14 protein-coding genes and 1 pseudogene are annotated in these 26,780 nt (G+C 35.5%); 10 read left to right on the top strand and 5 right to left on the bottom strand.

Annotated features, from left to right (window positions below; all coding sequences use genetic code 11):
* The first annotated feature begins 404 nt into the window (after positions 1-404).
* From CCAND38_RS06415 to CCAND38_RS06400, 4 genes are all read left to right on the top strand, one after another.
* Entirely contained in the window at positions 405-1,151 is a 747-nt protein-coding gene (locus tag CCAND38_RS06415; protein WP_042344440.1) for an electron transfer flavoprotein subunit beta/FixA family protein, read from the top strand.
* Positions 1,152-1,172: 21 nt separating this feature from the next.
* Positions 1,173-2,126 (top strand): electron transfer flavoprotein subunit alpha/FixB family protein, encoded by a 954-nt coding sequence (locus CCAND38_RS06410; RefSeq protein ID WP_042344458.1) that lies wholly within the window; start codon positions 1,173-1,175, stop codon positions 2,124-2,126.
* A gap of 250 nt (positions 2,127-2,376) precedes the next feature.
* Positions 2,377-4,038 carry a gliding motility lipoprotein GldJ gene (gene gldJ / locus CCAND38_RS06405; protein ID WP_042344439.1) on the top strand — a complete coding sequence of 554 codons (1,662 nt, stop codon included), beginning with the start codon at positions 2,377-2,379 and terminating at the stop codon, positions 4,036-4,038.
* 95 nt (positions 4,039-4,133) lie between these two features.
* Complete coding sequence (locus CCAND38_RS06400; RefSeq protein WP_042344438.1) at positions 4,134-5,474, top strand: UDP-N-acetylmuramoyl-tripeptide--D-alanyl-D-alanine ligase; 1,341 nt, start codon at positions 4,134-4,136, stop codon at positions 5,472-5,474.
* Positions 5,475-5,575: 101 nt separating this feature from the next.
* Here CCAND38_RS06400 and CCAND38_RS06395 read toward each other — a convergent pair whose 3' ends face one another.
* From CCAND38_RS06395 to CCAND38_RS06385, 3 genes are all read right to left on the bottom strand, one after another.
* Positions 5,576-5,881: a hypothetical protein gene (locus CCAND38_RS06395; protein ID WP_042344437.1), complete on the bottom strand. Its 306-nt coding sequence runs from the start codon at positions 5,879-5,881 to the stop codon at positions 5,576-5,578.
* Positions 5,882-6,064: 183 nt separating this feature from the next.
* A complete protein-coding gene (locus tag CCAND38_RS06390) occupies positions 6,065-8,371 on the bottom strand; it encodes a beta-N-acetylhexosaminidase (RefSeq protein WP_095893512.1) in 2,307 nt (768 codons plus the stop codon).
* A gap of 112 nt (positions 8,372-8,483) precedes the next feature.
* The gene (locus tag CCAND38_RS06385) at positions 8,484-9,176 is read right to left on the bottom strand and encodes an LOG family protein (RefSeq protein ID WP_042008386.1); all 693 of its coding nucleotides are present in this window, start codon (positions 9,174-9,176) and stop codon (positions 8,484-8,486) included.
* Positions 9,177-10,125: 949 nt separating this feature from the next.
* Here CCAND38_RS06385 and CCAND38_RS06375 point away from each other — a divergent pair.
* Positions 10,126-11,373, top strand: a pseudogene (locus CCAND38_RS06375) (site-specific integrase).
* 803 nt (positions 11,374-12,176) lie between these two features.
* Here CCAND38_RS06375 and CCAND38_RS06365 read toward each other — a convergent pair.
* Both CCAND38_RS06365 and CCAND38_RS06360 read right to left on the bottom strand, forming a co-directional pair.
* Complete coding sequence (locus CCAND38_RS06365; RefSeq protein ID WP_042344455.1) at positions 12,177-13,499, bottom strand: ATP-binding protein; 1,323 nt, start codon at positions 13,497-13,499, stop codon at positions 12,177-12,179.
* Positions 13,500-14,061: 562 nt separating this feature from the next.
* The gene (locus CCAND38_RS06360; protein WP_231550005.1) at positions 14,062-16,791 is read right to left on the bottom strand and encodes a substrate-binding domain-containing protein; all 2,730 of its coding nucleotides are present in this window, start codon (positions 16,789-16,791) and stop codon (positions 14,062-14,064) included.
* A 432-nt stretch (positions 16,792-17,223) separates the two neighbouring features.
* Here CCAND38_RS06360 and CCAND38_RS06355 point away from each other — a divergent pair, with 432 nt between their 5' ends.
* From CCAND38_RS06355 to CCAND38_RS06335, 5 genes are all read left to right on the top strand, one after another.
* On the top strand, positions 17,224-20,334 hold the full coding sequence (locus CCAND38_RS06355; RefSeq protein WP_231550004.1) for a SusC/RagA family TonB-linked outer membrane protein: 3,111 nt from the start codon (positions 17,224-17,226) through the stop codon (positions 20,332-20,334).
* 20 nt (positions 20,335-20,354) lie between these two features.
* The gene (locus CCAND38_RS06350) at positions 20,355-22,007 is read left to right on the top strand and encodes a RagB/SusD family nutrient uptake outer membrane protein (protein WP_042344431.1); all 1,653 of its coding nucleotides are present in this window, start codon (positions 20,355-20,357) and stop codon (positions 22,005-22,007) included.
* A 253-nt stretch (positions 22,008-22,260) separates the two neighbouring features.
* Positions 22,261-24,471 carry a glycoside hydrolase family 32 protein gene (locus tag CCAND38_RS06345; RefSeq protein ID WP_042344454.1) on the top strand — a complete coding sequence of 737 codons (2,211 nt, stop codon included), beginning with the start codon at positions 22,261-22,263 and terminating at the stop codon, positions 24,469-24,471.
* 7 nt (positions 24,472-24,478) lie between these two features.
* Positions 24,479-25,636, top strand: coding sequence for an MFS transporter (locus CCAND38_RS06340; RefSeq protein ID WP_262482003.1), 1,158 nt, complete (start codon positions 24,479-24,481; stop codon positions 25,634-25,636).
* A gap of 135 nt (positions 25,637-25,771) precedes the next feature.
* On the top strand, positions 25,772-26,659 hold the full coding sequence (locus CCAND38_RS06335) for a carbohydrate kinase family protein (RefSeq protein ID WP_042344429.1): 888 nt from the start codon (positions 25,772-25,774) through the stop codon (positions 26,657-26,659).
* The last annotated feature ends 121 nt before the right edge of the window (positions 26,660-26,780 follow it).

Here is a 26,780-nt window from a genome sequence, read left to right as displayed (position 1 = left end):
GTAAATCCCTTGTTTTCCTAATATAGTTTGCTGTATATCACTCTACTGACTGCTTGTTTTTTACACAGACGGACAAAAGTAGCAAAAAATATCATTCAATCAAACATATTAACAATTCGTATAATATTTTGCACTACAAAGAAAATAAGACATTAACTAAATATGCATCAGGAAGAGTAGCTCTTATGTAATTTGGCATTTTACATTGATTCGCATTAACTATCTTATATCTCAACACATTGTGTCTGATTTTTCATTAAAAATAGAATGATGCAGAATGATAAAAAACAGATAATCTGCAAAAAGATTTGCATACAATCATTTTTTTTTTGAATTTTGCAAGGATTGTTCTTTTCTAAAGAACAATCTTTAAGTGTATTCAAGTAAAAAATTATTTAGGAATAATGAAAATATTAGTTTGTATAAGCAGTGTTCCTGACACTACTTCAAAAATAAACTTTACTAACGACAATCAAAAATTTGATACCTCAGGAGTGCAGTTTATCATCAATCCGAGTGATGAGTATGGGCTTACACGAGCTATCCAACTCAAGGAAAAATTGGGTGCTTCCATAACCTTAGTGAATGTGGGAACTCCTGAAACAGAGCCAATTCTCCGCAAAGCCTTTGCTCTAGGAGCCGATGAAATCATCCGAGTAGATGCCACTGCTACAGATGGTTTTTTTGTAGCCTCACAACTTGAAAAAATTGTTAAAAATGGAGATTTTGATTTAATAATTACAGGTAAAGAATCCATTGACTACAACGGTGGAATGGTGGGTGGGATGCTTGCAACTCTACTTGATTACCCTTTTATTAACAAATGTATAGGATTAGAAATCAACGGTATAGACATTGAAGCATCTCGTGAAATCGATGGAGGTAAAGAAGTAATCAAAACTCAATTACCTGCGGTGATAGCAGCTCAAAAAGGATTGGTTCACGATAAAGATTTGCGGATACCAAATATGCGGAATTTAATGGCTGCCCGCACAAAACAAATCACGGTAATACAACCCGAAAGCGTTTCAGCCCCCACCAGTGTAGTAGGATTTGAAAAAACACCTGCCAAAAATCCTGTTAAAATGATCGCATCGGACAATTTAGATGAACTTATCCATTTGTTGCATAACGAAGCCAAAGTGATTTAATTTTTGAAAAAAGTAGAAAAAATGTCAATATTAATATACGTAGATTCCGAAAAAGGAACGTTAAAAAAAACGGCGTATGAGGTAGCCTCCTACGGAAGAGCTCTCGCCGATATGCACAATACTGATTTGGTTGCCGTAGCAATCAACGTTGAAGACATCACTCCATTGCAAACGTGCGGTGTAAACAAAGCAATAGTAGTAAACAACGACCAACTGAATCAGTTTTCAGCCAAAGTGTACACTGAAATCATCAGAAAAACAGCAGAAAAAGAGTCAAGTAGCATAGTCGTATTCAGTTCATCATCTTACGCGAAAAACATAGCTCCTTCGTTAGCTGTGGTTATGAAAGCAGGTTATGTAGCAAATGTAATTTCGCTACCTGCGAGTGTTGATAATTTTGAGGTGAAGAGCAATGTTTTTTCAAACAAAGCTGTTGGCTTAATAAAAATAGATTCAGTTAATAAAGTGGTTAGCCTTGCAGGGAACGCCTACGGAGTAAAGGAAACTCCTGTTTCGATGACCGTAGAAGAAATTCCGACCGAAGTACCCGAACCACCGATTAAGGTAGTGAGAAGCGAAAAAAACACAGGCAAAGTATCGTTGGATGATGCGGCAATTGTTGTTTCGGCAGGACGTGGACTAAAAGCACCTGAAAATTGGGCGATGATTGAAGAATTGGCAGACGTACTCGGAGCAGCAACTGCTTGTTCAAAACCTGTGTCCGATATGGATTGGCGACCTCACAGTGAACATGTAGGGCAAACGGGGAAACCCGTAGCACCAAATCTATACATCGCTATTGGAATTTCAGGAGCTATCCAACATTTAGCAGGGGTTAACGCTTCTAAAATCAAAGTAGTCATCAACAGCGATGAAAATGCTCCTTTTTTCAAGGTTGCAGATTACGGCGTAGTAGGAGATGCATTTAAAGTAGTCCCAGAACTAATCTCTAAGTTAAAAGCCTTCAAAGAATAATCGTTTTTTACGCAATCATGTTTTATTTGGAAAAGCTAAAAAACAACAATTAAATATGTTAATTTTTTCTATAAAAAAGGTTTTTAGACTTTGATTTTATAAAATTAACTCTTTAATTATTAGATGTTTAATTGGTTTTAAACAATAAGTTGTTTAAAAATAACAAGTTAAAATATTTGCCGAATGTGTTTAGTTAGAGAAACTTTTGCTAACTTGCACCCGATTTTTATACTAACAAAGTAGTTTTACTATGAAAAATAATTTATTAAGATTCTTTGCCGTCATAGCAATTTTTTCGGGGTTTGCACTGACAGGTTGTAAAAAGGGAACAAATAAAAATATTTCCAGTGCAACAGGTTGGAGCATCAACTCAAAAGAAGGAGGTTTTCAATACAACACAGACTTCAAAGAGCAGGAAACAGGACCAGGGCTTATCTTGGTTGAAGGAGGCACATTCACTATGGGGCAGGTTCAAGATAACGTGATGCACGATTGGAATAACCTTCCAACGCAGCAGCATGTACAGTCTTTCTATATGGATGAAACAGAAGTTACCAACAAAATGTATATGGAGTATTTAGATTGGTTAAAGCATGTCTTTCCTCCAACCGAAGAGCAATACAAAAACATTTATGTTGGAGCATTGCCTGACACGTTGGTTTGGAGAAGCCCTCTTGGATTTAACGAATCAATGGTAACGAATTATTTGCGTCATCCTGCGTATGCGGAATATCCTGTAGTTGGGGTTAACTGGGTTCAGGCGGTACAATTCAGTGCTTGGCGTACGGATCGCGTAAATGAAGCTATTTTGGAAAGAACAGGATATATTGAAAAAAACACACGCTATCAAGTAGAGGCTGGAAGTACTTTCAGTACAGAAACGTATCTTTACACACCATCAGACTCTTATGGAGGACAAGCTACTGATTTTGCAGGTAAAAAGGCTGTCACCAAAGAAGGAGAGCCTACTTTTGCTAAGCAAACCAGTGGAGTATTACTACCAGAATATAGACTTCCAACAGAAGCTGAGTGGGAGTATGCAGCCAAATCGTTAAATGGTGTTCGTGAGTACAATAGTTTGCAAGGTAGAAAAAAATATCCTTGGGATGGAGCCTATACACGTTCAACAAAACGCTCGTCACGTGGTGACCAGTTGGCGAACTTCAAACAAGGTAAAGGAGACTATGGCGGATTAGCAGGTTGGTCTGATGACAAAGGCGATATTACAGTTCCCGTAAAAACGTATCCACCGAATGATTTTGGATTGTATGACATGGCAGGAAACGTTGCAGAATGGGTTGCCGATGTGTATCGTCCGATTGTTGATGACGAAGTTACCGATTTTAACTATTATCGTGGTAACGTATACATGAAACACTCTATTGGGGAGGATGGTAAACATGTGATTGTAACGCCTGAAAATGTTAAATACGACACATTGAGTAACGGGAAAATCGTAGCTCGTAATCTTCCAGGTAATATCGCAACCGTTCCAGTTGATGAAAACGAAACCTATCTGCGTTATAACTTCACACGTAGTGAGAATAGAAGTTATAATGACGGGGATAAGTCGTCAACACGTAACTACAGAAGTGGCGGAAGTGAATTAAGTGGAGGCGATTTGGATTACAAAAACTCAATGTACAATTCACCTAAACACCAAATTTCAAGAGATTCGTTGGAAAACAGAATCGCCAGAAGCTATGACAAATCAAACGAACGTACTACCTTGATAAACGACGAAGTGCGTATTTACAAAGGAGGTTCTTGGAGAGATAGAGCCTATTGGATTGATCCAGCTCAAAGAAGATATTTACCTCAGTACATAGCAACGGATTACATAGGATTTAGAAATGCAATGAGCCGTGTAGGTTCTAAATCATCCAAAGCAAATAAAAGACCAAAAGGATAATACCTTTATTAAATAATAATCTAAAAACGCTATAAATATATTTTATTTATGGCGTTTTTTTTGTAATATTGCTACCGAAAAACAAATGATAGCTTATGAAAGAACTATATGAATTGTTCGTCCAGTCAACAGGGGTTTGTACGGATAGTAGAGCCGTATTTGCAAATTGTATCTATTTCGCTTTGAAAGGAGATTCATTTGACGGCAACAAATTTGCTAATGAAGCCTTGGAAAAAGGAGCCAATTATGCCGTTATAGATGACTCGAGTATGAAAGTTTCGGATAAAATGATTTTAGTAGACGATGTACTGAAAACGTTACAACAATTAGCAAACTATCACCGCCGAAAACTCGGAACACTCATTTTCGGGATTACAGGAAGTAATGGAAAAACAACCACAAAAGAACTGTTGAAATCAGTACTGTCAGAAAAATTTCAAGTAGTTGCTACCCAAGGGAATCTGAATAACCATATTGGGGTTCCTCTTACCTTGTTATCAATCCAAGCAGAGACTGATATTGCTATTGTAGAAATGGGAGCTAATCACCCTGAAGAAATTGCTTTTTTATGCTCCATTGTTGAGCCAGACTATGGTTATATAACCAGTATTGGAAAGGCTCATTTAGAAGGTTTTGGAAGTTTTGAAGGAGTTATTAAAACTAAAGGAGAATTGTATGATTATTTGAAAAAATACAACAAAACAATTTTTTTGAATAATGACGATGCTTTACAAAAAGATCTTTTGAAAAATTACGAAAACGTCTATTCTTTTGGAAATCAAGGAAACACTAAAGTAAAATTAAAGAATACACATCCTGTAGAAGTGATTTTTGAAAATTCAGCACTAAGAAAAATGACCGATGGCATAGAAAAACCATCGCTTTTGGGAATTGGTGTATTAGATGAGTTTACTGATTCAACTACAGTAGTAAGATCGAATCTAACAGGAAGTTACAATTTTTCGAACATAGGTGTAGCCATTGCCGTAGGTAAATATTTCAAATTGCCTCCCGAGGCTATCAAACGAGGGATTGAAAAATATGTGCCTACAAACAACCGAAGTCAAATTATTAACTTAGAGGGAAATACCATTTTTTTAGATGCTTACAACGCTAATCCAAGTAGCATGTCCGCAGCCATACACAACATGCTAACAATTGAGAGTTTTGACAAAAAAGTACTCATTTTAGGAGACATGTTTGAATTAGGCAAATTTGCCCTGACAGAGCATCAGAACATCGTAGATTTGGTTGAATCCCATCCTTGGAAAGCTGTTTTTTTTATAGGGGAAAATTTTGCAAAAACCTCTACCAAACACCCTCAATTTAAAACATTTGATGAATTCAAACAAGCATTTTCGTTTTCACAATTTTCAGATTGCCTTATACTAATCAAGGGGTCAAGGGGGATGGCTTTGGAGCGAGTTATTTTATAAGTCTTTACTTTCTTTCATGCTTAAAAACATTCTAAAGGTAAGTTGTCGTTTTTAATTTTAGTCTGCTGACTGTTTGTGAGGCTTTATGGATAAATTATGCATTAATATTTTAAAATCACATCAATTTCATAAGGAAACCATTTGCCATTCCATAAATCTACAAAGAATAAAATTACTTTTTCTTCAATTGGCATTGAAGGACTTAACAACTTACCTGTTACATTTCCTTTTATAATGGATAGGTTAAGTTCTTTTAACATGATGTTGTAATACTTCTCGTTTACTTCACATTTCTCACAAAATATTTTCTCCCCTTCCCAGAAACGAGTTTTTAACTTATCCGAATCTATGAAGGGGTTTTGCTTTTCTTTTTTGTAATATTTGCAGGATTTGTAAATTCTCTCCATTGGCTCTGTGCTGATTTTCTGAAAAGAAGCACAAAATTATGTTTTTCTGCTCAAAATAAAAATTATAACTGAAATTTGAGTCTAAAAAATCTCTATTAAGCCTTTTTTAAACTTACTTGTTGCAAAGAATCATCTCCAAATTTATGGACTGTGACTATTTTCGCTTCTATTCTTGTAGGTAAATTAAAAAACTAATATCTCATCAATGAATAGCCACGCATCGCCTCCTTTGGGTGGGCTTCCTAAGTTTTTAATTTCTATTTTGATGAAGCGTGTTTTTTCTGTAGGAAATTCTAAAGCAAAATCGTGCAATATAGCAAATCCATTGACTGAATAAGGACGTTCGATTTTTCCTTTCGGAGTATATTTTTTCCCATCCTCAGAGGTGAAAAGGCGTATTTCGGTAGGGAAATAAATCCCAGAACCTTGGTTCTCCATAGCTCCAACAACAACTTTGCTTATATCCTGAGGAGTTTCTAAATCAATGTTAATAGTTGCGTTGTCTACTAACCAAGCTAACCATTGTTTGTCATGAAAATCTTTTGTACCACGAACGATATTGGTTAGTGTTTTATTTCCTTGTCCGGAGTAGCTTTTGTGGTAAGTTGGGTTATATGAAGTAGGTTTGCCCATAGCTTTGTGAAACGTTATCGTATTGCTATAAACAGCCGTATGTGGTTTATTATCAAAGAAAACTGCAGCTTGAATTTGGGTAGTTTCATTGATACGCAAGGTGTCCGTGTACGGGATTGCATTGCTAAAGTCGGACTGGTTCAACACATAACGTATGTCTGCATTTGGAGTTTCTGATTGAAGGCTAATTTTCACACTGTTATTGCCGTTATCAAATACTTTTCCTGTGGTTTGGTAGATGGATTTGGCATAGTTGATATCCATTATCTCTAAACGAGCCAATGATTTTTGCAAACGTTGTGCAAAATCAGTCCAGTTTCGTTCTTTTTCAGGTTTCCAAAATACTTCGGACATGGCTAGTAGGCGTGGGAATAACATATATTCGGAATGTTTTTCATTAGGTACATATTCTGCCCAAAGGTTTGCTTGTACCCCTAAAATACGAGAACGTTCCTCGCTACTTAACTCTTTTTCAGAAAATGCTTCATTGTAAATTCGGCTTACAGGCAAATATCCACCAATTGCCAAAGGCTCATTATCAGGCAATCCTTGATATTGGTCGATATAGCCTTGACTGGTCAAAATCACACGATTTCCTTTTTCAGTAGCTTTTTTAACGATGTTGTTACCTCGCCATACCATAACTACCGCATCATCAGCTAATCCACCTTCAATGATTTCGTCCCAACCGATGAGCTGTTTGTTTTTTGACTTTAAAAAAGTATTGATTCGTTTGATAAAGTAGCTTTGTAACTCGTGTTCATTTTTCAAATTTTCGGTTTTCATACGAGCTTTGCACTTTGGACATTTTTTCCATTCAGTGTGTGTAGCTTCATCACCGCCAATATGCACGTATTTACTTGGAAATAAATCGATTACTTCAGTAAGAACATCTTCTAAAAATGAAAAGGTTTCTTCTTGACCAGCGCAGTAGATATCCGTAATTGGCCAAACTCCGCCAGACGGCACAGCTATAGGTCGTTTATGGCAAGATAGTTCAGGGTATGCCGCAATGGCACTCATCACATGAGCGGGCATTTCTATTTCAGGGACTACAGTGATGCCATATTTTGCAGCATATGCTACAATTTCTTTAATATCTTCTTGGGTGAAAAAACCACCATACGTGCCTTTTTCGTTAGGGTCATTGGTTACGCGAGCATTCCAATGTTGGTCGAATTGACCCACACGCCACGCTCCAACTTCCGTAAGTTTTGGATATTTTTTGATTTCAATTCGCCATCCTTCATTGTCCAACAAATGAAAATGAAAGGTGTTGATTTTCAGCATCGCCATTCGATCAATGGTTTTCAAGATATATTCTTTCGGAAAAAAATGTCTAGCCACATCCAACATCAATCCTCGCCATTCATATTGAGGTGCATCGTTGATTTTTACAGAAGGAATTACCCAGTCAATTGTTGTGATTTTTTGACTTTCAATTTCTTTTGGTAGTAATTGTCGTAGGGTTTGCAATCCATAGACAAATCCACGGTAATCCGACGCAGAAATTAAAATTTTGTCGCTATCGGAAGAAAAAGAATATCCTTCTTTGGGTAGATTTTCATCTACAATCAATTGTACGAAATTGGATTTTACGTCGCTATTTGTTACAGTATTTTTAGAAAAATCCCACCCTGAAGCACGATGAAACTTATCAGTAATCAACGTAATAGCAGGGTGTAGCGAATCGTTAGCTATGAATTTTGTTTCTGCTGTAAACTCAAAAAATCCGTTGTTCAACACTACTTGCTCAGGCTTCGGGATTAGTAACAAATCATCTTCGTTGAAATGAAAATTTTTCTTCTCATGGCAACCCATTAACAAGATAGCGAATAATAAAAAGTAAGGTTTCATGGTAATAATTTATAGTTAAGATCTAGTAGTTAACTGTATTGTTGTTGTTCCATTTTTCCTTAGATTAAAAAAGACTCTAAGGAAAATGGATTTCAGTTTAGGTTCGACTTTCTTAAAAGTTTGGACGTAATTGATTTGAATTACTATAAAATTTTTCGATTACGTCAATCACATCATCTTCGGAATCAACCAAATGGAAAAGGTTTATATCCTCAGGGCTGATATTCCCAAAATGCTCCAAAAGAGTGACTTTAATCCAATCTACTAGCCCTTGCCAGAATTCAGTTCCTACTAAAATGATTGGAATACGGTCGATTTTGTGTGTTTGTACAAGTGTTATTGCTTCGAAAAGTTCGTCCAATGTACCAAATCCACCCGGCATCACTACAAAAGCTTGAGAATACTTGACAAACATCACTTTACGAGCAAAAAAATAGTCGAAATTCAGGTTTTTATCACTGTCGATATACGGGTTGTCGTGCTGTTCAAATGGCAAATCAATGTTTAACCCTACCGAAGCTCCTTTCCCGATATGAGCTCCTTTGTTTCCAGCCTCCATAATCCCTGGCCCTCCGCCAGTAATGACACCATATCCTTCATTGACAATTTTTTCAGCAATACGAACCGTCAGTTCGTAGTACTTTGTACCAGGTTTTGTACGAGCCGATCCAAAAATCGAAATACAAGGCCCTATAAGACTTAATTTTTCATATCCATTGACGAACTCGCCCATCGTTTTGAAAATTGACCACGAGTCGTTTGTTTTAATTTCGTTCCAAACTTTTGAATGTTTTATTTTATTCATAATCAATATTTGATATTTTTTTTACTGAATCCGCAAAGTTATGGAACTTTGAAAAGAAAAACAATTCATTTTTTGAAAAAAATCGAAAATTGGAATTTACTGGTATAGCTTTACTTCACAGAATATTTTTAAAGTCAAAAAAGATTACTTATCAGTTTTAAAAACAATAAAAATGATGTTTTTTATGGTGATGACTTTGTTTATTCTTACTACTATGATTTGTTAAAGTGGAATAAGGCTCCACACTCCGACATAATTTTAACAAAATCAAGTAAGGTTAAATTTTTGTTTCCCAGATGTTTAAACGATAGCACCTACGCAAAAGATTTAGATCATACCTACAGATTGGGTTGGTATATCGGTGAAAATCCTCAATGGGAACATTTATTAACACTATCCTTCTATGGGTTGCTTGTCCTTGTTTGCAATATCATTCGAAAAACAAAATGCACAAAAAATTTCCTTTGGTGTATTTGGATTTGTTTCTTTATTAGCTGCTACTTATTTTATAAGTTATGACGATGTGGAAAGGTTTTTTATATTCGTAATAATAGGAAGCTATGTTTGTTTGATGAGCCAAATACGAAAAACATAATAAAAAGAAAACTAAAGAATTCTAATATTAAACTGTTTTGTAAATAGTTTTATTGAGTTCATTATTTATTTTCATATATTGTTCTTTTCCTTAGATGAAAAGAACTAAGCGACAAAGGTAAGCAAAAAGCTGTAATATACAGATTATAAGCGACTTTATTTTTTATCAGAGAAATGTTGGAAAGCAAGGCATAGGGTAATTTGACGGGTAAAAACAAAGTTAGGTTTCTAAATCGTTACCTAATGGTAATTTTAAATATTTTGAATAAAAGACTATATTTCAGTGTTTTGCACTTGTTTTCATAGCGTATGGTAACTCAATAGAAATTAATTTTGTAATTTAAAAAGTTGAGTTATGCAAGTAAAAAAATCAACCTTCAAAGTGCTTTTCTATCTGAAAAAAAATGCTCCTAAGAAAAGCGGAAAAGTCGCCATTATGGGTAGAATTACCATTGATGGTAAAATTGCCCAATTTAGTACTAAGCTCGAAATTTTTCCCAATAAATGGGATTTGAAATTCGGCAAAGTCTTAGGTAAGAGTGAAGAAGCTCTTTCATTAAATCGCAAATTGGAAGAGTTAAGAATACGTTTGGTCAATCAGTACGACCATCTGATGAAAACGGATGGATTTGCTACTGCCGAAAAACTGAAAAACAGCTTTTTATGTATTAGCACAACAGACCATTCTCTTCTAAAATTGTTTAGAAAATTTAATGTCGATTTTTAAAAAATGGTTGCAAAAGATGTTCGTAGCCAACAAACCTTTGCCAAGTATAAAATCGTTTACGAACATCTTTCGAACTTCATTGAATATAAATACCACAGAACGGACATAGACTTTCGAGAATTAACCTTGGATTTTATCAAAGAATTTGATTTTTATCTTCGAATTAATAAGGGATTGACCAATAATTCTGTACGAGCGTATGTAATCCCCATTCTTAAAATGGTTGATATTGCCATTGAAAAAGAAATTATTCATAAAAATCCGTTTTCTAATTATGAAATTTTGGTTGAGGAACGTGATAAAGGTTTTTTACTCAAAGAAGAGATTGAGCAGTTTTTAAATTTGTCTTTCAAAAATAAAACAATTGAGTTAGTTCGTGATTTGTTCGTGTTTAGCTGTTTTACGGGACTTTCATATATTGACATCAAACAACTTAAAAAGAACCAAATTCAAACCTTTTTTGATGGCAATCGTTGGATTCTTTCCCGTAGAAAAAAAACTAGTAATCCTTCCAATGTTCGCCTACTTCCCATTGCTCAAAAAATCATTGATAAATACGAGTCGATTACTAAAAATGATTTAGTGTTTCCTGTTCCTACTAATGTTACCTGCAATCGTTATCTCAAAAAAATCAGTTTAGAGGCAGGTATTAATAAAACAAAATCTTTGAGTTTTCATTGGGCAAGGCATACTTTTGGAACTTTATTTCTCACGGAGGGTGTTCCTTTGGAAAGTGTTAGTAAAATGATGGGACACAAGAATTTAAAAACCACACAGATTTACGCTAAAATCACTAATGAAAAAATCAGTAAGGATTTGGAAAAAGTAGCCCATAAATTTTATAGCTTAGGACAAGGATTTACATCTTCATTATAATGTAATTTATTGTAAATCATATGGTAGAACAAAATATTTTAGTTTTACAATCAGCCGACATAGAAATTGTTTACAATTTCTGTATCGATTTTTTTGTTAGGTTTTATTTAGCTTTTTTTTGGCAATTGTAAAGCAACTTCGTTTCTTAATTAAACCATTGATTACGTAAGTTCCCTTAAATTTTTCCTGTTTTTTTTAAACCCAAAGAGCCAAAAATGGTATTCGTTCTCGAGAGCAAAGGTATTTCTGTGTTTGTAACGCTACCACAAGGTCAAGCCTTTGGTTTTCAAAAAAATCTCCACACCCTGCGGGGTTGTATTTTTTTGAAAAACCTTGTAGCTGCTAAACACAGACCTTTTAGGCTCTCGAAACGACCACCGCATATTCCGGCTCTTTATACGAATAAAAAAATGTCAATAATTATAAACAAACACTTTGTTACTATTGGTTTTTGAAACGACTTCACTCTTCTTCTCATTGCCGAATTAAAAATTTTCAGAGATAGAGAGCGGAAAAAGCAGGATGGACAAAACATTTCGCAAAACGCAACTCAAAAACAAAGAATATGATTGGATAACCTACTAAGTCAATCACAATTGGTATTTCAAAAATGCCATTCCTGTTATGGGATACCGCTTTGATTTTTGAGACGTTTTAAAAACTTTTTTGGTACTACAATACCAACAATGGCACAAGCATAAAGCTCTTGACAAAACAAGCCTTCGGGCGCTACAAACAAATCACATCAAATAAGTACACTTGACGTAGTTCGGAAGTCAGTGGTCGGGTTTGGCTTTTGAAGGTTATTTCAAATCCTCCAAACTCCAAGCGTGAAAACGATACTCATACTTGGTTAATTGCGGGTGTAATTGTAGTAATTGATATACTTTTTGTTTGAGAATTTCTATGTTGATATTGTCTTTTTTGCGTTTTATCTCTGCAAAATCAACGGTCTTTTCCAAGTCATTCACGGCTATGAAATCGATTTCCGTTTCGCCTTTTCTGTCCCAAAAGTTACCAATTTGCGTATATTGCCCCGATTCAATAGCACGGGCTTTGAAAAATTTTTCGAGCATTTGTCCGCTAAATGTGGTGTAATCGCGTTCAATGATTTTGATGAGTTGCCCATATGCACCAATTTCAATAATGTGACTGTATTTATAAATAAATCGAAACCAAAAAGTTAGAAAATTATCTTCCAAAGTGTATTTTACATTTTTGGTTTCACTTTTGGCAAACATTGGCGTATTTTTTCGTATCAGATTAAAATCGCGTTCCATTTTCGTCAGATAACCTCCAATTTCTTTTTTTAATAAATTTTCGATTTCACTTCTAGAATTTTTCCCTTCAGAAATAGCAGTCAAAATACTAAAGTAAATGCTGTACTCTTTACCAAATTCCTCAACAAGCAGGTTTTTCCCCTCGGAGATAAAAATGGAATTTTCATCAATCATTCCTGCAATCATTTTGCTTTTGGTTGTCCAACCGTTATCCATAAAAAGTTGTACATATTTGGCTACACCCCCCGTAAAACTATAAAGAGCCAACAGGTCATCAGGCTCATAATTCGGATTAAAATCCAACAAAACTTCTTTTAAAACTTCTGTTTCAAAGGCTTTGAGTTTGATAAAGTGACTGGCTCTGCCAAACAAAGGTTCTTTGTTATTTTCAAAGATTTTGTACATCAGCGAAACCACCGAACCCGAAACAATCAGATTCAACCGAGCCTTATCCTTGTTTAAATCCCAAATGCGTTGTAAATCGCTGTAAATAGAAGGATTGATTGCTAAAAACTCCTGAAATTCATCAATAATCAAGGTGATGTTTTGTTGATGTGAGAGTCGCACTACATACTCAAAAAGCACTGAAAATGAAGTTACTTCTCCCAAGATAGGAATACCTAATTTTTGACTCAGTTCCTGCTGAAAATCAGCACACAGTAGCATTTCCGATTTTTTGGCGACAAAGAAGTACAGAAAATTGGTGTCTTTATAGGTTTGCAACAAAAGTTGGGTTTTTCCAATTCTTCTTCTGCCGGTAACTACCGTAAGTTGTGCATTTTGCTTTGATTTTTCTGCAATGGAAAGCAGTTTTGCAATTTCCTTTTCCCGATTGTAAAATTTCATATCTTTATTTTTTAAGAAACAATCATTTCCGAAACAACCATTTCGGAAATGCAAAGATATAATTTTATAAATAATAACCTATTATCTATATAACAATAATGTTGTTTTCTCGTGTCATTTTTGGAAATCCTACATACAAAATCAGGTAATTGAGTACATATGTGTGTATGTGTCTAAATGTATATTTCTGTATGTAGATATGTAAGTACGTAGCTACATAGCTATATCCATATATATGTGCGTACAAAGAAACATACACAATTACACACGTATTTACATAAGGAATTCTTTGGTATTATAAGGCATTCAAAGGCAAGGAATGATATATCTGTTAAATGATTGAAATTCGGTTGTTTTGCACAAAAACAAAAGACAATGATTTTGGAAGGTTTTTCTCTCCTTTTCAAAGCTGACTTTAGTGCGACCGATAGGGAGTATTTTCTGTTCACCCGAACAGAGCAAGTTGTGTTTTGAGATGCGGAAAATATTTTCCGCATCTCAAAACCACTTGCCCTTGCAGGGAGCTGAAAACCCCTCCAAAGTCGTGGTTTTTCATATTATTCTATTTCAACTTCTCTACAAATTCTGTTGGGCTTTCATTGTATAAATCTTTAAAACATTTAGCGAAGTAGGAAGGTGATGAAAATCCTATTTCATAAGCAATTTCTGAAATAGTTTTGGTTTTTTGCATTAGTAGTTGTTTGCCTTGTTGTACTCGAATGATTCGGATAAGTTCATTAGGTGAATAATTGGTCAATGATTTTATTTTTCGATAGAGTTGTGAGCGAGAGAGTCCAAGAGCTTCTGCCATTTCATCAATATTCAAATCGGGGTTGGCAATTTGTCTTTGAACATATGTTTTAAATTCGTTAATAAAAAGTTCTTCTACTTTGCCAAGAGACTCTTTTGAGGAAACATCAAGTAATTTACTAGAGAAAATTTCTTGTATTTTCTTACGATTTTCAATGAGTTTTCTTACTCTAACAAGTAGTAAATTCGTATTGAAAGGTTTGGAGATATAAGCATCAGCACCGCTTTCAAATCCAATTTGTTTCTGCTCATCTAAAGAATAGGCTGTAAGCAAAATCACAGGAATATGATTGGTTGAAAGATTGGTTTTCAATAGTTGACAAAGTTCAAATCCATCTTTTTGGGGCATCATTACATCGCTAATAACTAAATCGGGTGTATATTTTTTGGCTTTTTTAAATCCTTCTTCGCCATTAACTGCTTCAATCAAATTAAATTCGTTACAAAGAATATGACAGATAAATTTACGCATATCTTCATTGTCTTCCACAATGAGAACCAAAGGTTTGTCAGGCAGCGTAGACTCGGAAGAGAGGCACATTCTTTCTTCGTTATTTGAAGAGGGTTGAGCTAACAATCTCATTTGTGTTTGTAAAAAACTCGTTTCGTAGATATCCTCCGATATTTCGCTATGTTGGCTAGGTAAATGCACAGAAAAAGTAGTTCCTTCATTGCGGTCACTTTCCACACTAATTGTTCCTTTATGAGCCCACACCAATGATTGTGCTAAAGCCAAACCAATACCTGAACCTTCACTATTGGGATCTATTTTGTAAAAATGTTCAAAGACGTCTGTCAATTTATCTTCCGGGATATAAGATCCTGTGTTGAAAATAGATAAACACACTCCTTCATTTTCTTTCGAAAGAGAAATAACTATTTTTCCGTTATAGTTGACAAATTTTAAGGCATTGGAAACCAAGTTAAAATAAATTTTTTCCATTTTTTCTTTGTCAAAAATAATTTCAAAGGAAGTTGCTTCGGCACGAAAAACAAAATCAATATTTTTTTGTTTTATCCAATTTTCAAAAAATATGTTGATTTCTTCCAAGAATATTTTAAGGTCGGCTCGTACAAAACACATTTTTATTTTTCCGCGTTCGTAACTACGAAATTCGATAAGTTCAGAAATGAGAAACAATAAGCGATGGCTATTTTTTTGGATAAGCAATAGCATTTCACGTTGTTTTTCAGTTAGTTGTTCGTTTTTCAAAAGTGAATCTACGGGTGCTAAAATTAAGGTCAGAGGTGTTTTGAATTCGTGTGAAATATTGGTAAAAAATACCAATTTGGCTTGTGTTGTATCTTCTAATTGCTTGGTAATAAGCTCTAATTGTTCTTTTTGTTTTTGAAGAATATCGGTCTGCCTTTGAATTTTTTCGTTTTTAAGAGCTAACATTTGTCGAGCTCTGTTTTCGGTTCGGTATGCCCGAATGGTAATTAATAAAAATATCATTACTAAGACTATGGCAATGACTGAAATATAGAAAAGTGTCCGTTGATTGGTGTATTTTACTAAACTTTCGTTCAGAGATTGATTAATAGCGTCAATTTTAGCTTGTTTTTCGGTAATTTGTTCTGTTTGAAGTTGTAAGATACGCACATTACTTTTGTCTACAACAGTCGTATGTAATGTATTTTCTTTGGTAAAAGGCCGTTTTTGCAAAATTTTCATCGCTAATTCAACCACTTTGTCTCCTCCCGTTGGGTATAAAAACGAGGCGTTTTGCTTTCCTTGGATAATGTTTTGAACACCCTCGTTCTGTAAGGCATCTACTCCAATGATGAAAGGTTTTCTTCCACTAAATAACAATGAAGCCTCATACGCACCCGAAGCCATTCGATCGTTTAGAGCGAAAATTAAGTCGATGGTTTCGTGTTCGTGATAGATAGAAATCATTTGACTCCTAGCATCATCTTTCAAGAAATTTCCATATACTTCCGCAATGATTTTTATTTCGGGTGTATTGCGAAGAGCATCTACAAAGCCTTGGTGGCGTTCTGTATCAGGGGTAGAACCTTTCCAACCACGTATTTCAACGACATTTCCCTTGCCACCGAGCACCGATGCGGCATATAACCCTGCTTCTTTCCCAATTTGGTAATTATCTGCTCCGATGTAAGCCGTGTAATTGTCAGTTTTAACTTTTCTATCAACTAAGATTATGGGGATGCCTTGTAGATGTGCCTTTTGAACAACAGAAGTAAGAGCCTCTGCTTCATTTGGAGCAATAATAAGTAAGTCTACTTTTTGATTTATAAATTCCTCAATATCTTGTAATTGTTGTTGAGTATTATCCTTTGTGCTTTTTATAATGACTTGTGTCTGTGGATAGAAAGCTATTTCACGTTTAATTTCCTCATTCATCGCCTCGCGCCACAAGTCGTCACTGCACTGTGAAACTCCAACAATGTATTGGGGTGCTTTCTCATTTTGGCAGGCAAACAGAATCAAAAATAAAAATGGATATATAAACCTCATCATTAGATACATTAACGAACACAAAGGTACAAAAAATGACCTGCTTGGAGATGCTTATTTCATAAAAATCTTGCTTCGTTTTTCGGAAATATCAAATCACAAAGATTAAGAATACGATTAGTTTTAATAAAAAATAACTTCGATTTTTTTCTTTTTTTGGAGGTAAAGATATCCACTCAGAGAATATTTTTTTGAAGTTAAATAATTAAGTTTTTGTTTTTAAATGATTTACAAATTCATTTTTTTATTCAAGATTCTAAAATGCAACATTCTTGCTTGTTTTTGACCAATTTTTTACAGTGTCAAAACGTAAATAATCGCAACTTTGTGAAAAATTTAATAGCATATATTGTATATGTATAAATTTAATTAAGTGTAAATTTAGGAACAATATAAAACTATATTAATATGCATCATCTAATAATCAAAAAAATGAACCTGATGTTTTTGATGAGCTTCTTTTGTTGCTATGGGATAATTTCCGCACAACAAGTAAATGTACAAGGAGTTGTAAAATCAAAAACGGATAACGAACCGCTTTTGGGCGTGAGTGTTATTGTGAAAAACAGAGTAGGAATTGGTACAACCACCGATTTTGATGGGAATTACCGCCTCACTGCAAACACGAATGATACATTATCGTTCTCTTATGTTGGCTTTAAGACACTTAATGTAGCCGTTAGTGGACGCACACAAATCAATGTCAGCTTGGAAGAAGATATGGTAATGATTGATGAAGTAGTTGCTGTTGGTTATCGTACTGAACGAAAAGCCGACCTAACAGGGGCAGTTTCGGTAGTAAAAGTCGATGAAATGATGACAGCAGCCGAAAACAACCCAATGAAAGCCTTACAAGGGCGTGTAGCGGGTATGCAAGTAACCAATGATGGAACGCCTTCAGGAGCTGCTACTATTCGTATTCGTGGTGTTGGGACGCTTAATAACAATGATCCTCTTTATATCATTGATGGGGTGCCTACTAAAGCGGGAATGCACGAACTCAATTCCAATGATATTGAAAGCATTCAGGTACTTCGTGATGCTTCGGCAGCGAGTATTTATGGGTCACGTGCGGCAAATGGGGTTATCATTATCACCACCAAAAAAGGAAAACAAGGAGCAATAAGAGTCGATTTTGACCATTACACCACTATTTCTTCTTTCCAATCGCAAATTGAGACTTTGAACTCTGATGAGTATGCGAGGGTACTTTGGAAAGCCTTTAAAAACAGTGGGCAAGATCCAAACACCAATCCTATTGGTATCATGTATGACGAAGGGATAGATGCTTCGGGGAATACTGTCTTAAATCGTTTACGTTATCCAAGTGAATTTAAAGATAAAATTGGACGTATTTTGCTTCCTGCTGATACTGATTGGTTTGATGAAGTTACTAGAACAGGTGTGGCTCATTCTTACAATCTATCAGTTTCAAACGGTACTGAAAAAGGAAATTATTTCTTATCGTTAGGATACTATAAGAACGAAGGATTAGTAAAATATTCAGATTTTTCACGTATTTCAGCACGTATCAATTCCGATTACAAACTTTTAGATGGAGTTGTTACCATTGGTGAGAATTTAACAATCAATCGCACAAGTGAAGTTGGGCAAAATATCATTGAAGGTGCTGTCATTGCCGCTCCATTCATCCCTGTAAGAACTGCTGACGGAACGGGTTGGGGTGGTCCCGTAGGAGGAATGCCCGACCGACAAAATCCAGCACGTGTTATCCACGATGGGCAAAACAATCGTTTCAACTTTTGGAGAACTTTTGGAAATGTTTTTATCAACATACAACCCTTGGATAAACTTAATTTCCGTTCAAGTTTCGGTCTTGATTATGGTAATTATTTCAAACGAGGACTTAATCACTCTTTCATTTCAGGTTTTTTGGAAGAACCAAAGGCACTTACCTTTTCAAGTTTAGAACAAGCACATTGGCTCAAATGGAATTGGTCAAATACCATTACGTATGACTTTGAATTGGGAAGCCATCGTTTTGAAACTCTTGCAGGTATGGAAATGTTCCGTCAGAACGATACTGATTTTTCTGTCCGTGCGTATGATTTTGCAGTCGAAACTCCAGATTATATGTGGCCTAATTTGGGAACAGGAAGAGTAACAGGAACAGGGTTATCGTCCGGATACAGACTATTTTCTTTCTTTGGAAAGGTAAATTATGCCTTTGCTGACCGCTATTTAGCTTCGGTTACACTTCGTCACGATGGTTCTTCACGTTTTCATAAAGACAATCGTTGGGGAACGTTTCCTGCCTTCAATTTAGGTTGGCGTATTTCACAAGAGTCTTTTATGGAAAGCCTACAAAACACAGTTTCTGACCTGAAATTGCGTTTTGGTTGGGGACAAAACGGAAACCAAGAAATTGGGAATTATTCCATCTACAATATTTATGTGCCTTATTATGGTGTAACAGGAGATTACATATGGAATTCTATTTGGAATACCTCCTACGACATCGAAGGTAAAAATTCAGGGCAATTGGCATCGGGCTTTAAACGCGACCGATTGGGTAACAAAGAACTAAAATGGGAAACTACTACACAAACCAACTTTGGACTTGACTTTGCTTTCTTTGACAATTCACTTTATGGTTCTGCTGAATATTATATCAAAAAAACCAAGGATATTTTGGTCGAACCTCCATACGCAGGTATCAAAGGTGAGGGAGCACATCAATGGGTAAATGGTGCAGCGATGGAAAACAAAGGTTTAGAAATTTCATTGGGTTATCGAAACGAAACAAGTTTCGGACTGAAATATGACCTTAATGCCAATTTCTCAACCAATAAAAATCGTATTACGGAACTTCCTGAATCGGTAGTAAATGCTTATGGTGGAAACGGAAGAGGAGACAATATTTTGGGACGTCCATTAGGTTCTTTTTACGGCTATGTAGCTGATGGCATTTTTAAATCTCAATCAGAGGTTGATAATCACGCAACACAAGAAGGAAAAGGAGTTGGACGTATTCGTTATCGTGATTTAAACAATGATAACATAATCAACGATGATGACCGCACTTGGATTGGCGACCCACATCCGGACTTTATCTATGGACTCAATGTCAATTTAGAATACAAAAATTTTGACTTAACATTCTTCTTGCAAGGAGTTCATAACGTGGATATTGATAGTGCTGTCAAACGCCATACTGATTTTTGGTTCTTCGATACGTACTCTAACAAAGGAAAACGTCTTCTTGATGCTTTCGACCCTGTAACGAATCCAAATTCTGATATTCCAAGTGTTTCAAACCTCAACCCAAATGACGAAGGACGCTTTTCTACTTATTTCGTTGAAAATGGTTCATACCTAAAATTACGTAACATACAATTAGGGTACTCTCTTCCACAAAGTTTATTGGAAAAAGTAAAAATGAGTAAAATGCGCTTTTACGTTAGCGGACAAAATTTATTTACTATTAAAAGCAAAAACTTCTCAGGGAAAGATCCTGAAAACCCGAACTACGGTTATCCGATTCCAATGACATTTACCGTAGGTATCAACACCTCTTTTTAACTTTAAACATAATTAAAAAAATGAAAAATATAATATATACAGCTTTTTTAAGCTCCTTCTTTTTAGTAAGTTGTAATTTCCTTGATGAAACTCCACAAGGTATAATGACTGATGAAGAAGTAAAAACACAAGTTGAAGGATTAGTTACAGCTGCTTATTCAGCTTTGGGTAACGACCATTATGATGTGCCTTTTAGCCTTTGGCCATACGGAAATGTACGATCCGATGATGCTTATAAAGGGGGAGGTGACTTAAACGACATTGGTGTATTCCACTTCTATGAAATCTCCCAAAATATTCAACCTACTTTTGGAGAACCTGATAAATTATGGTTTAGTTGTTTTCAAGGGATTTCACGTGCAAACAACGCTTTGAGACTTCTGAAAGAGTCATCGTTTGAAAAGAAAAATGAACGAATGGGCGAAATGTATTTCATACGTGGGCATTTTTACTTTATGCTGAAAAGAGTTTTTGGACATATTCCTTTTGTTGATGAAAATACACCTGATAACGAATATGAAAAAACACCTAACACCTTGCCTAACGACGAACAATGGGCGTGGATTGTGAGCGACTTCAAAAAAGCCTACGATTTGCTTCCCGAAAATCAGCCTCAGAAAGGACGTGCTAATAAATATGCCGCTGCAACATATCTCGCCAAAGCCTATTTATACAAAGCTTACAGACAGGACGAAGCAAATAACGTAACTTCCATCAACTCTAACGATTTGGAGGAAGTACTAACTTACACTAATGAGGTAATGACTTCAAGTTATGGACTAGAAGAGGATTTTGCTTTCAATTTCCTCCCTGGTGAATATGAAAATGGAAAAGAATCCATTTTTGCTATCCAATATTCTCACGAAGATGGAACCGCTTACGGAAGACTAAACTGGGGTGATGTACTTTCTACCCCAATGGGATTAGGCTGTTGTGATTTTCATAAACCAAGCCAAAACTTAGTTAATGCTTTCAAAACTTCTAACGGTATTCCACAATTTGATTCCTATAACAATGTTAATTACAACGCATCAAGTGATAAGGTTGATCCAAGGTTATTTCATACAGTTGCAATTCCTGGACTTCCATATAAGTACAACACGAATCGTATTTATAAAGAAGATTGGAATAGAAACATAAATATTTATGGTGTATATGCTTCACTTAAAGAAAATGTTGACCCTGATTGTCCTTGCTTTAAGAATATTAATCCATTTAGAGGAAATTCTAAAAATCGAATTGTTTTACGTTATGCCGATGTACTGCTGATGCGTGCAGAAGCTTTGATAGAGTTAAACCGTCATAACGATGCACTTGTATTAATCAACCAAGTACGTACACGTGCCAAACAAAGTACATCACTTATCGGATACGCTTCTAATGTAGATATCGAGCCTTACAGTAATAGTAATTGGACAAAAGAATATGCCCAACAAGCCTTACGCTGGGAGCGTCGTTTAGAATTTGCTATGGAAGGTGAGCGTTTCTTTGATTTAGTGCGTTGGGGCATTGCTCACGAAGTACTTAATGCCTACTATATTTCCGAAGCAACCCGACGTCCTGCTATTTATTCAAATGCTCGTTTTACAAAAAACAAAAATGAGTATATTCCTATACCGCAACAACAAATCGGTTTTGTAAAAGGAATTTATAAACAAAATGTAGGATTTTAATAAAACATCTTGCTGAGATACTTATAAACCTTTGTCAGAGATTAAATCTTTGACAAAGGTACTCTTCCTAACTCATTTTTAAGATAATTTGGAGAATAAAATAGTTTCAAGAAGAAGTATTTAGTGATTTTAGAGAGTTACATCTATAAAAAACTTACAAAAGATATGGAATTTTAATCATACACACGAAATTGTTAATGAAAAATATTAGAAATAGTAATTCTCTTCAACAATGATAAATAAACATACAAATATGAAAATAAAAATAGTATTAAGTGGATTGTTAATAACATTGCTAAGTGGCTGTAATTCCACTGGTGATATTAGTATTGACGATTTTGAGTCTGGTAACTTTGATAAATGGAGCATTGAAGGTGATGCTTTTGGTGAAAAACCTATTGAAGGAAGTTATAAAGGACAACAACCTGTAAGTAATTTTCAAGGAAAATTCCTTGCCAATAGTTTTCAAGGTGGTGATGATACGCGTGGGGTACTTACCTCAAAAGAATTTACTATTGAACGCGATTACATAAACTTCCTTATCGGAGGAGGAAAAAATGAAGACACTTATGTTGAACTTATTATCAACGGAAATAGTGTGTATCGTTCGCATTCATTTGTAGAAAGCGAAGCATTGCAGTGGCTCACTTGGGATGTAAAAGCCTATCATAACCAAAAAGCAATTATTCGCATTGTGGATAATCAGCGAGGTGGTTGGGGGCATATTCTCATTGACCAAATTGAACAAGGAAATAAAGCTAAAAGTGTTTTTATGACCAATTATAAACTATCCTTTGACGCTAATCAAAAATATATCCTTTTACCAATTGAAAAAGAAGCTCCCGAAGTAGCTATTCAGCTCTCAGTTGATGGTAAAAATATTGGTGAGCAAATGAACGTTCGCTTGGCACAAACTCACATAAATTATTGGTTTCCTATACATATTGATGCTTACAAAAGCAAAAAAATAGAACTTGCTTTCGCTCCAATAAAAACTACGGACATTTGGTATCAACAAATAAAACAATCGGATACATTTGAGTACAATTACGACGAAACGTATCGCCCAATATATCATTTTTCTCCACCTTATGGCTGGATGAATGATCCTAACGGAATGGTTTACAAAGATGGAGAGTATCACCTATTTTATCAATATAACCCATACGGGACGCGTTGGGGTAATATGCACTGGGGACACGCAGTGAGTAAAAACCTTCGTAAGTGGGAACATTTGCCTGTTGCTTTGTTTCCTGATGCTCTTGGGACAATATTTTCAGGAAGTGCCATTATTGATAAAAGCAATACAGGAGGTTTTGGTAAAGATGCCTTAATTGCCATTTATACCTCAGCAGGGAAAAACCAAACACAATCCATTGCATATAGCCTTGATAATGGACGAACCTTCACTACTTACGACCAAAATCCTGTATTGACGGACCCAAATATTGTTGATTTCCGCGATCCAAAAGTATTTTGGCACGATGCATCTGCACAATGGATAATGTCACTGGCTACCTCACAAACCATTACTTTTTATGGCTCTAAAAACCTAAAAGAATGGAACAAGTTGAGTGAATTTGGAGAAGGCATCGGCTCGCACGGGGGCGTATGGGAATGTCCCGATTTATTCCCTTTAACCTATGACGGAAAAACCAAGTGGGTACTTTTTGTAAGCATTAACCCTGGAGGACCAAATGGAGGAAGTGCTACACAATATTTCATTGGGGATTTCAACGGAAAAACCTTTACTCCCGATACAATGAACTATCCTCTTTGGCTTGACTACGGACGAGATAATTATGCAGGTGTTACTTGGAGTGATATTCCCGCTACGGATGGTCGTCGCCTCTTTATTGGGTGGATGAATAATTGGGATTATGCTAACAATACGCCTACGGAAAATTTCTGTAGTGCAATGACACTTCCGAGAGAGTTGAAATTGGCTCACAATGGCGAACATTTGGTAGTAAGTAGTATCCCTGTGAAAGAACTTAATGAGTTACGTAGAGAAAATCAAAGGTTTGACAATCAGAAAATTGAAAAGAGTTACACTTTTGATAAACTACTCAAAGACAATGTAGGAGCTTACGAAATGGAATTTGTTGTAAAACCACAAGGAGCAACTGCTTTTGAATTCAAATTGTTCAATCAAAATAACGAACAAATGCGTTTTATTTTCGATTTGAAAAATAAAACCTTGGCGGTTGACCGTTCTAAAAGTGGTAAGGTTGATTTCAGTGATAACTTTGCTCAAACTGTTATCAATGCCCCACTTCCAACAAAAAATAGCTACAAAATTCGCCTATTTGTTGATAAAAATTCTACCGAAATTTTCGTAAATGATGGAGAAGTGGTACAAACTAACACGATGTTCCCTACGGCAGCATATAATTCCTTATCATTTGATAATGAGCAAGGCATAATAAGTGTTGAAAATATAAATGTTTATAATCTAAAATAACAAAAAGATGACAAAAAAATCTATTTTAGGCAGTTTATTGCCTGTTATGTTAGCTTTTTTCTGTATGGGGTTTGTTGACCTTGTAGGAGCAGCTGCCAATTATGTGAAGGATGATTTTAATTTAAGTGATACGGTTGCCAACACGCTTCCTTCTATTGTATTCTTTTGGTTTTTGCTATTTTCTGTACCCACGGGCGTACTGATGGGCAAAATTGGACGTCGCAAAACTGTAATTTTGAGTTTGATAGTTACCGCCATTTCGTTGGTAATTCCGTTTCTTCATTATTCATATATTTCGATGCTTATTTCATTTTCACTTTTAGGAATTGGAAATACATTGATGCAGGTAGCTATCAATCCGCTACTATCAAGCATTGTAAAAGGCGACAAATTAGCGAGTTCGCTCACTTTTGGTCAATTTATTAAAGCGATAGCCTCATTTATTGCTCCTATTATAATGGCTCGTACAGCATTGGCTTATGACAATTGGAAAATATTGTTCCCAATCTTTACTATTATTTCAGTAATTGCTATTGTTTGGCTAGGGTTTACTTCCATAGAAGAAGAGAAACAAGAGGGTAAAAGTGCTTCGTTTGCTGAGTGTTTTTCATTATTGGGTAACAAGTTCATTTTCCTTTGTTTCTTAGGAATAATGTGCCACGTGGGGATTGATGTTGGCGTGAATGTTACCGCTCCGAAATTACTTATGGAGCGTGTAGGTGTAAGTTTAGAAGATGCTACTTATGCTACGAGTGTTTATTTTCTGTTTCGTACGATAGGTGCTTTCAGTGGAGCGTTTATTTTATCATTCTTTTCGCCTAAGAAATTTTTTACTATTGGCGTAATTTGTATGGTAGCCGCAATGGTAGGATTTTTTATATTTGACACAAAAACAGCTCTTTATGTGGCAGTTGCATTGGTTGGTTTTGGTAATTCGAATATTTTTCCCATTGTCTTTTCACAAGCGATGTATGCTCTACCCAATAAAAAGAATGAAGTTTCAGGTCTGATGATTATGGGACTTTTCGGCGGAACGATATTTCCATTCTTTATGGGACTTGCTACTGATGCGGTTAAATCACAAACGGGAGCATTAATAGTACTTAGCATTGGTGTGGCTTATTTAATCTTAATGACACTAAATTTAAAAAGAAAAACGACATAATATATTCAAAAAGTGTCGTTCCCTTGCAAACAAAAAGTATAAAAAATTAATTATATCCAAAAGGCTATTTTCTCAAGAAAAATTGTTCCTTTTGTAAGAAGTATCAAATTATCAACATATTAAAAAGAAAAACAAATGAAAAATATAGTTGTAGGTTTGGGAGAAATCCTTTGGGATGTATTTCCTGAACGAAAAATATTAGGTGGAGCACCTGCTAATTTTGCGTATCACGCATCACAATTTGGTTTTGAAGGCTATGTTGTGAGTGCCGTAGGTTCTGATGTATTGGGGCACGAAATTCTACGAAGTTTAAAGCGTAAAGAATTGAATGCACTTGTAGAAACCGTTGATTTCCCAACAGGTACGGTGCAAGTAACCCTCAGCGGAGCAGGTATTCCGCAGTATGAAATTTGTGAAAATGTAGCTTGGGACAATATTCCCTTTACCACAGAAACCGAGAATTTAGCAAAAAAAACACAAGTTGTTTGTTTTGGCTCACTAGCACAGCGAAGCGAAGTTTCTCGGCAAACTATCCACAAATTTATTCAAACTATGCCTCCCGATAGTCTTAAAATCTTTGATATTAATTTGCGATTGAACTATTACACGAAAGAAATCATTGACGAGTCGCTCAAACTCTCCAATATGATGAAGCTCAATGATGAAGAAGTGGTGAAAATAGCGAATCTATTCGGTTGGCAAGGTACAGAGGAAGAAATTTGTAAGCGATTATTACAAGAGTATGGTTTGAGAATCGTGATTTTAACCAAAGGTACACAAGGAAGTTATGTTTTCGCAACTGATAAGATCAGTTTTGTACCATCGCCCAAAGTACACGTGGCTGACACGGTAGGTGCAGGCGATTCATTTACAGCGGCTTTTGTGGCAGCCTACCTCAATGGGCAATCCGTTGAAGAAGCACAACAATTGGCTACCGAAGTCGCTGCCTATGTATGTCAACAACACGGAGCAATGCCTAAACTTGCTGATGCGTTCATAGAGCTTTTTAGAAACAGAGCTTAGAGCTTTAAAAATTAAAATTAATCTGTAAAAAAGGCGGTAGTGTTTCCCAAAGTATGATACTCAAATCCACCCAAAATTGATGTAGAAAAACACAATTTCAAAGGCTTTTATATGGTTTTCA

It is taken from the genome of Capnocytophaga canis (assembly GCF_000827555.1).
Lineage (GTDB): Bacteria > Bacteroidota > Bacteroidia > Flavobacteriales > Flavobacteriaceae > Capnocytophaga > Capnocytophaga canis.
The sequence above is the reverse complement of the archived record's forward strand: the minus strand, read 5'-3'. Positions and strand labels throughout refer to the sequence as shown.

Bases quoted from the DNA above. Each gene is read 5' to 3' on its own strand.
- gldJ (WP_042344439.1), top strand. From the start codon at position 2,377: ATGAAAAATAATTTATTAAGATTCTTTGCCGTCATAGCAATTTTTTCG.
- CCAND38_RS06415 (WP_042344440.1), top strand. From the start codon at position 405: ATGAAAATATTAGTTTGTATAAGCAGTGTTCCTGACACTACTTCAAAA.
- CCAND38_RS06340 (WP_262482003.1), top strand. From the start codon at position 24,479: ATGACAAAAAAATCTATTTTAGGCAGTTTATTGCCTGTTATGTTAGCT.
- CCAND38_RS06400 (WP_042344438.1), top strand. From the start codon at position 4,134: ATGAAAGAACTATATGAATTGTTCGTCCAGTCAACAGGGGTTTGTACG.
- CCAND38_RS06345 (WP_042344454.1), top strand. From the start codon at position 22,261: ATGAAAATAAAAATAGTATTAAGTGGATTGTTAATAACATTGCTAAGT.
- CCAND38_RS06385 (WP_042008386.1), bottom strand. From the start codon at position 9,176: ATGAATAAAATAAAACATTCAAAAGTTTGGAACGAAATTAAAACAAAC.
- CCAND38_RS06365 (WP_042344455.1), bottom strand. From the start codon at position 13,499: ATGAAATTTTACAATCGGGAAAAGGAAATTGCAAAACTGCTTTCCATT.
- CCAND38_RS06335 (WP_042344429.1), top strand. From the start codon at position 25,772: ATGAAAAATATAGTTGTAGGTTTGGGAGAAATCCTTTGGGATGTATTT.
- CCAND38_RS06410 (WP_042344458.1), top strand. From the start codon at position 1,173: ATGTCAATATTAATATACGTAGATTCCGAAAAAGGAACGTTAAAAAAA.
- CCAND38_RS06355 (WP_231550004.1), top strand. From the start codon at position 17,224: ATGAACCTGATGTTTTTGATGAGCTTCTTTTGTTGCTATGGGATAATT.
- CCAND38_RS06395 (WP_042344437.1), bottom strand. From the start codon at position 5,881: ATGGAGAGAATTTACAAATCCTGCAAATATTACAAAAAAGAAAAGCAA.
- CCAND38_RS06350 (WP_042344431.1), top strand. From the start codon at position 20,355: ATGAAAAATATAATATATACAGCTTTTTTAAGCTCCTTCTTTTTAGTA.
- CCAND38_RS06360 (WP_231550005.1), bottom strand. From the start codon at position 16,791: ATGAGGTTTATATATCCATTTTTATTTTTGATTCTGTTTGCCTGCCAA.
- CCAND38_RS06390 (WP_095893512.1), bottom strand. From the start codon at position 8,371: ATGAAACCTTACTTTTTATTATTCGCTATCTTGTTAATGGGTTGCCAT.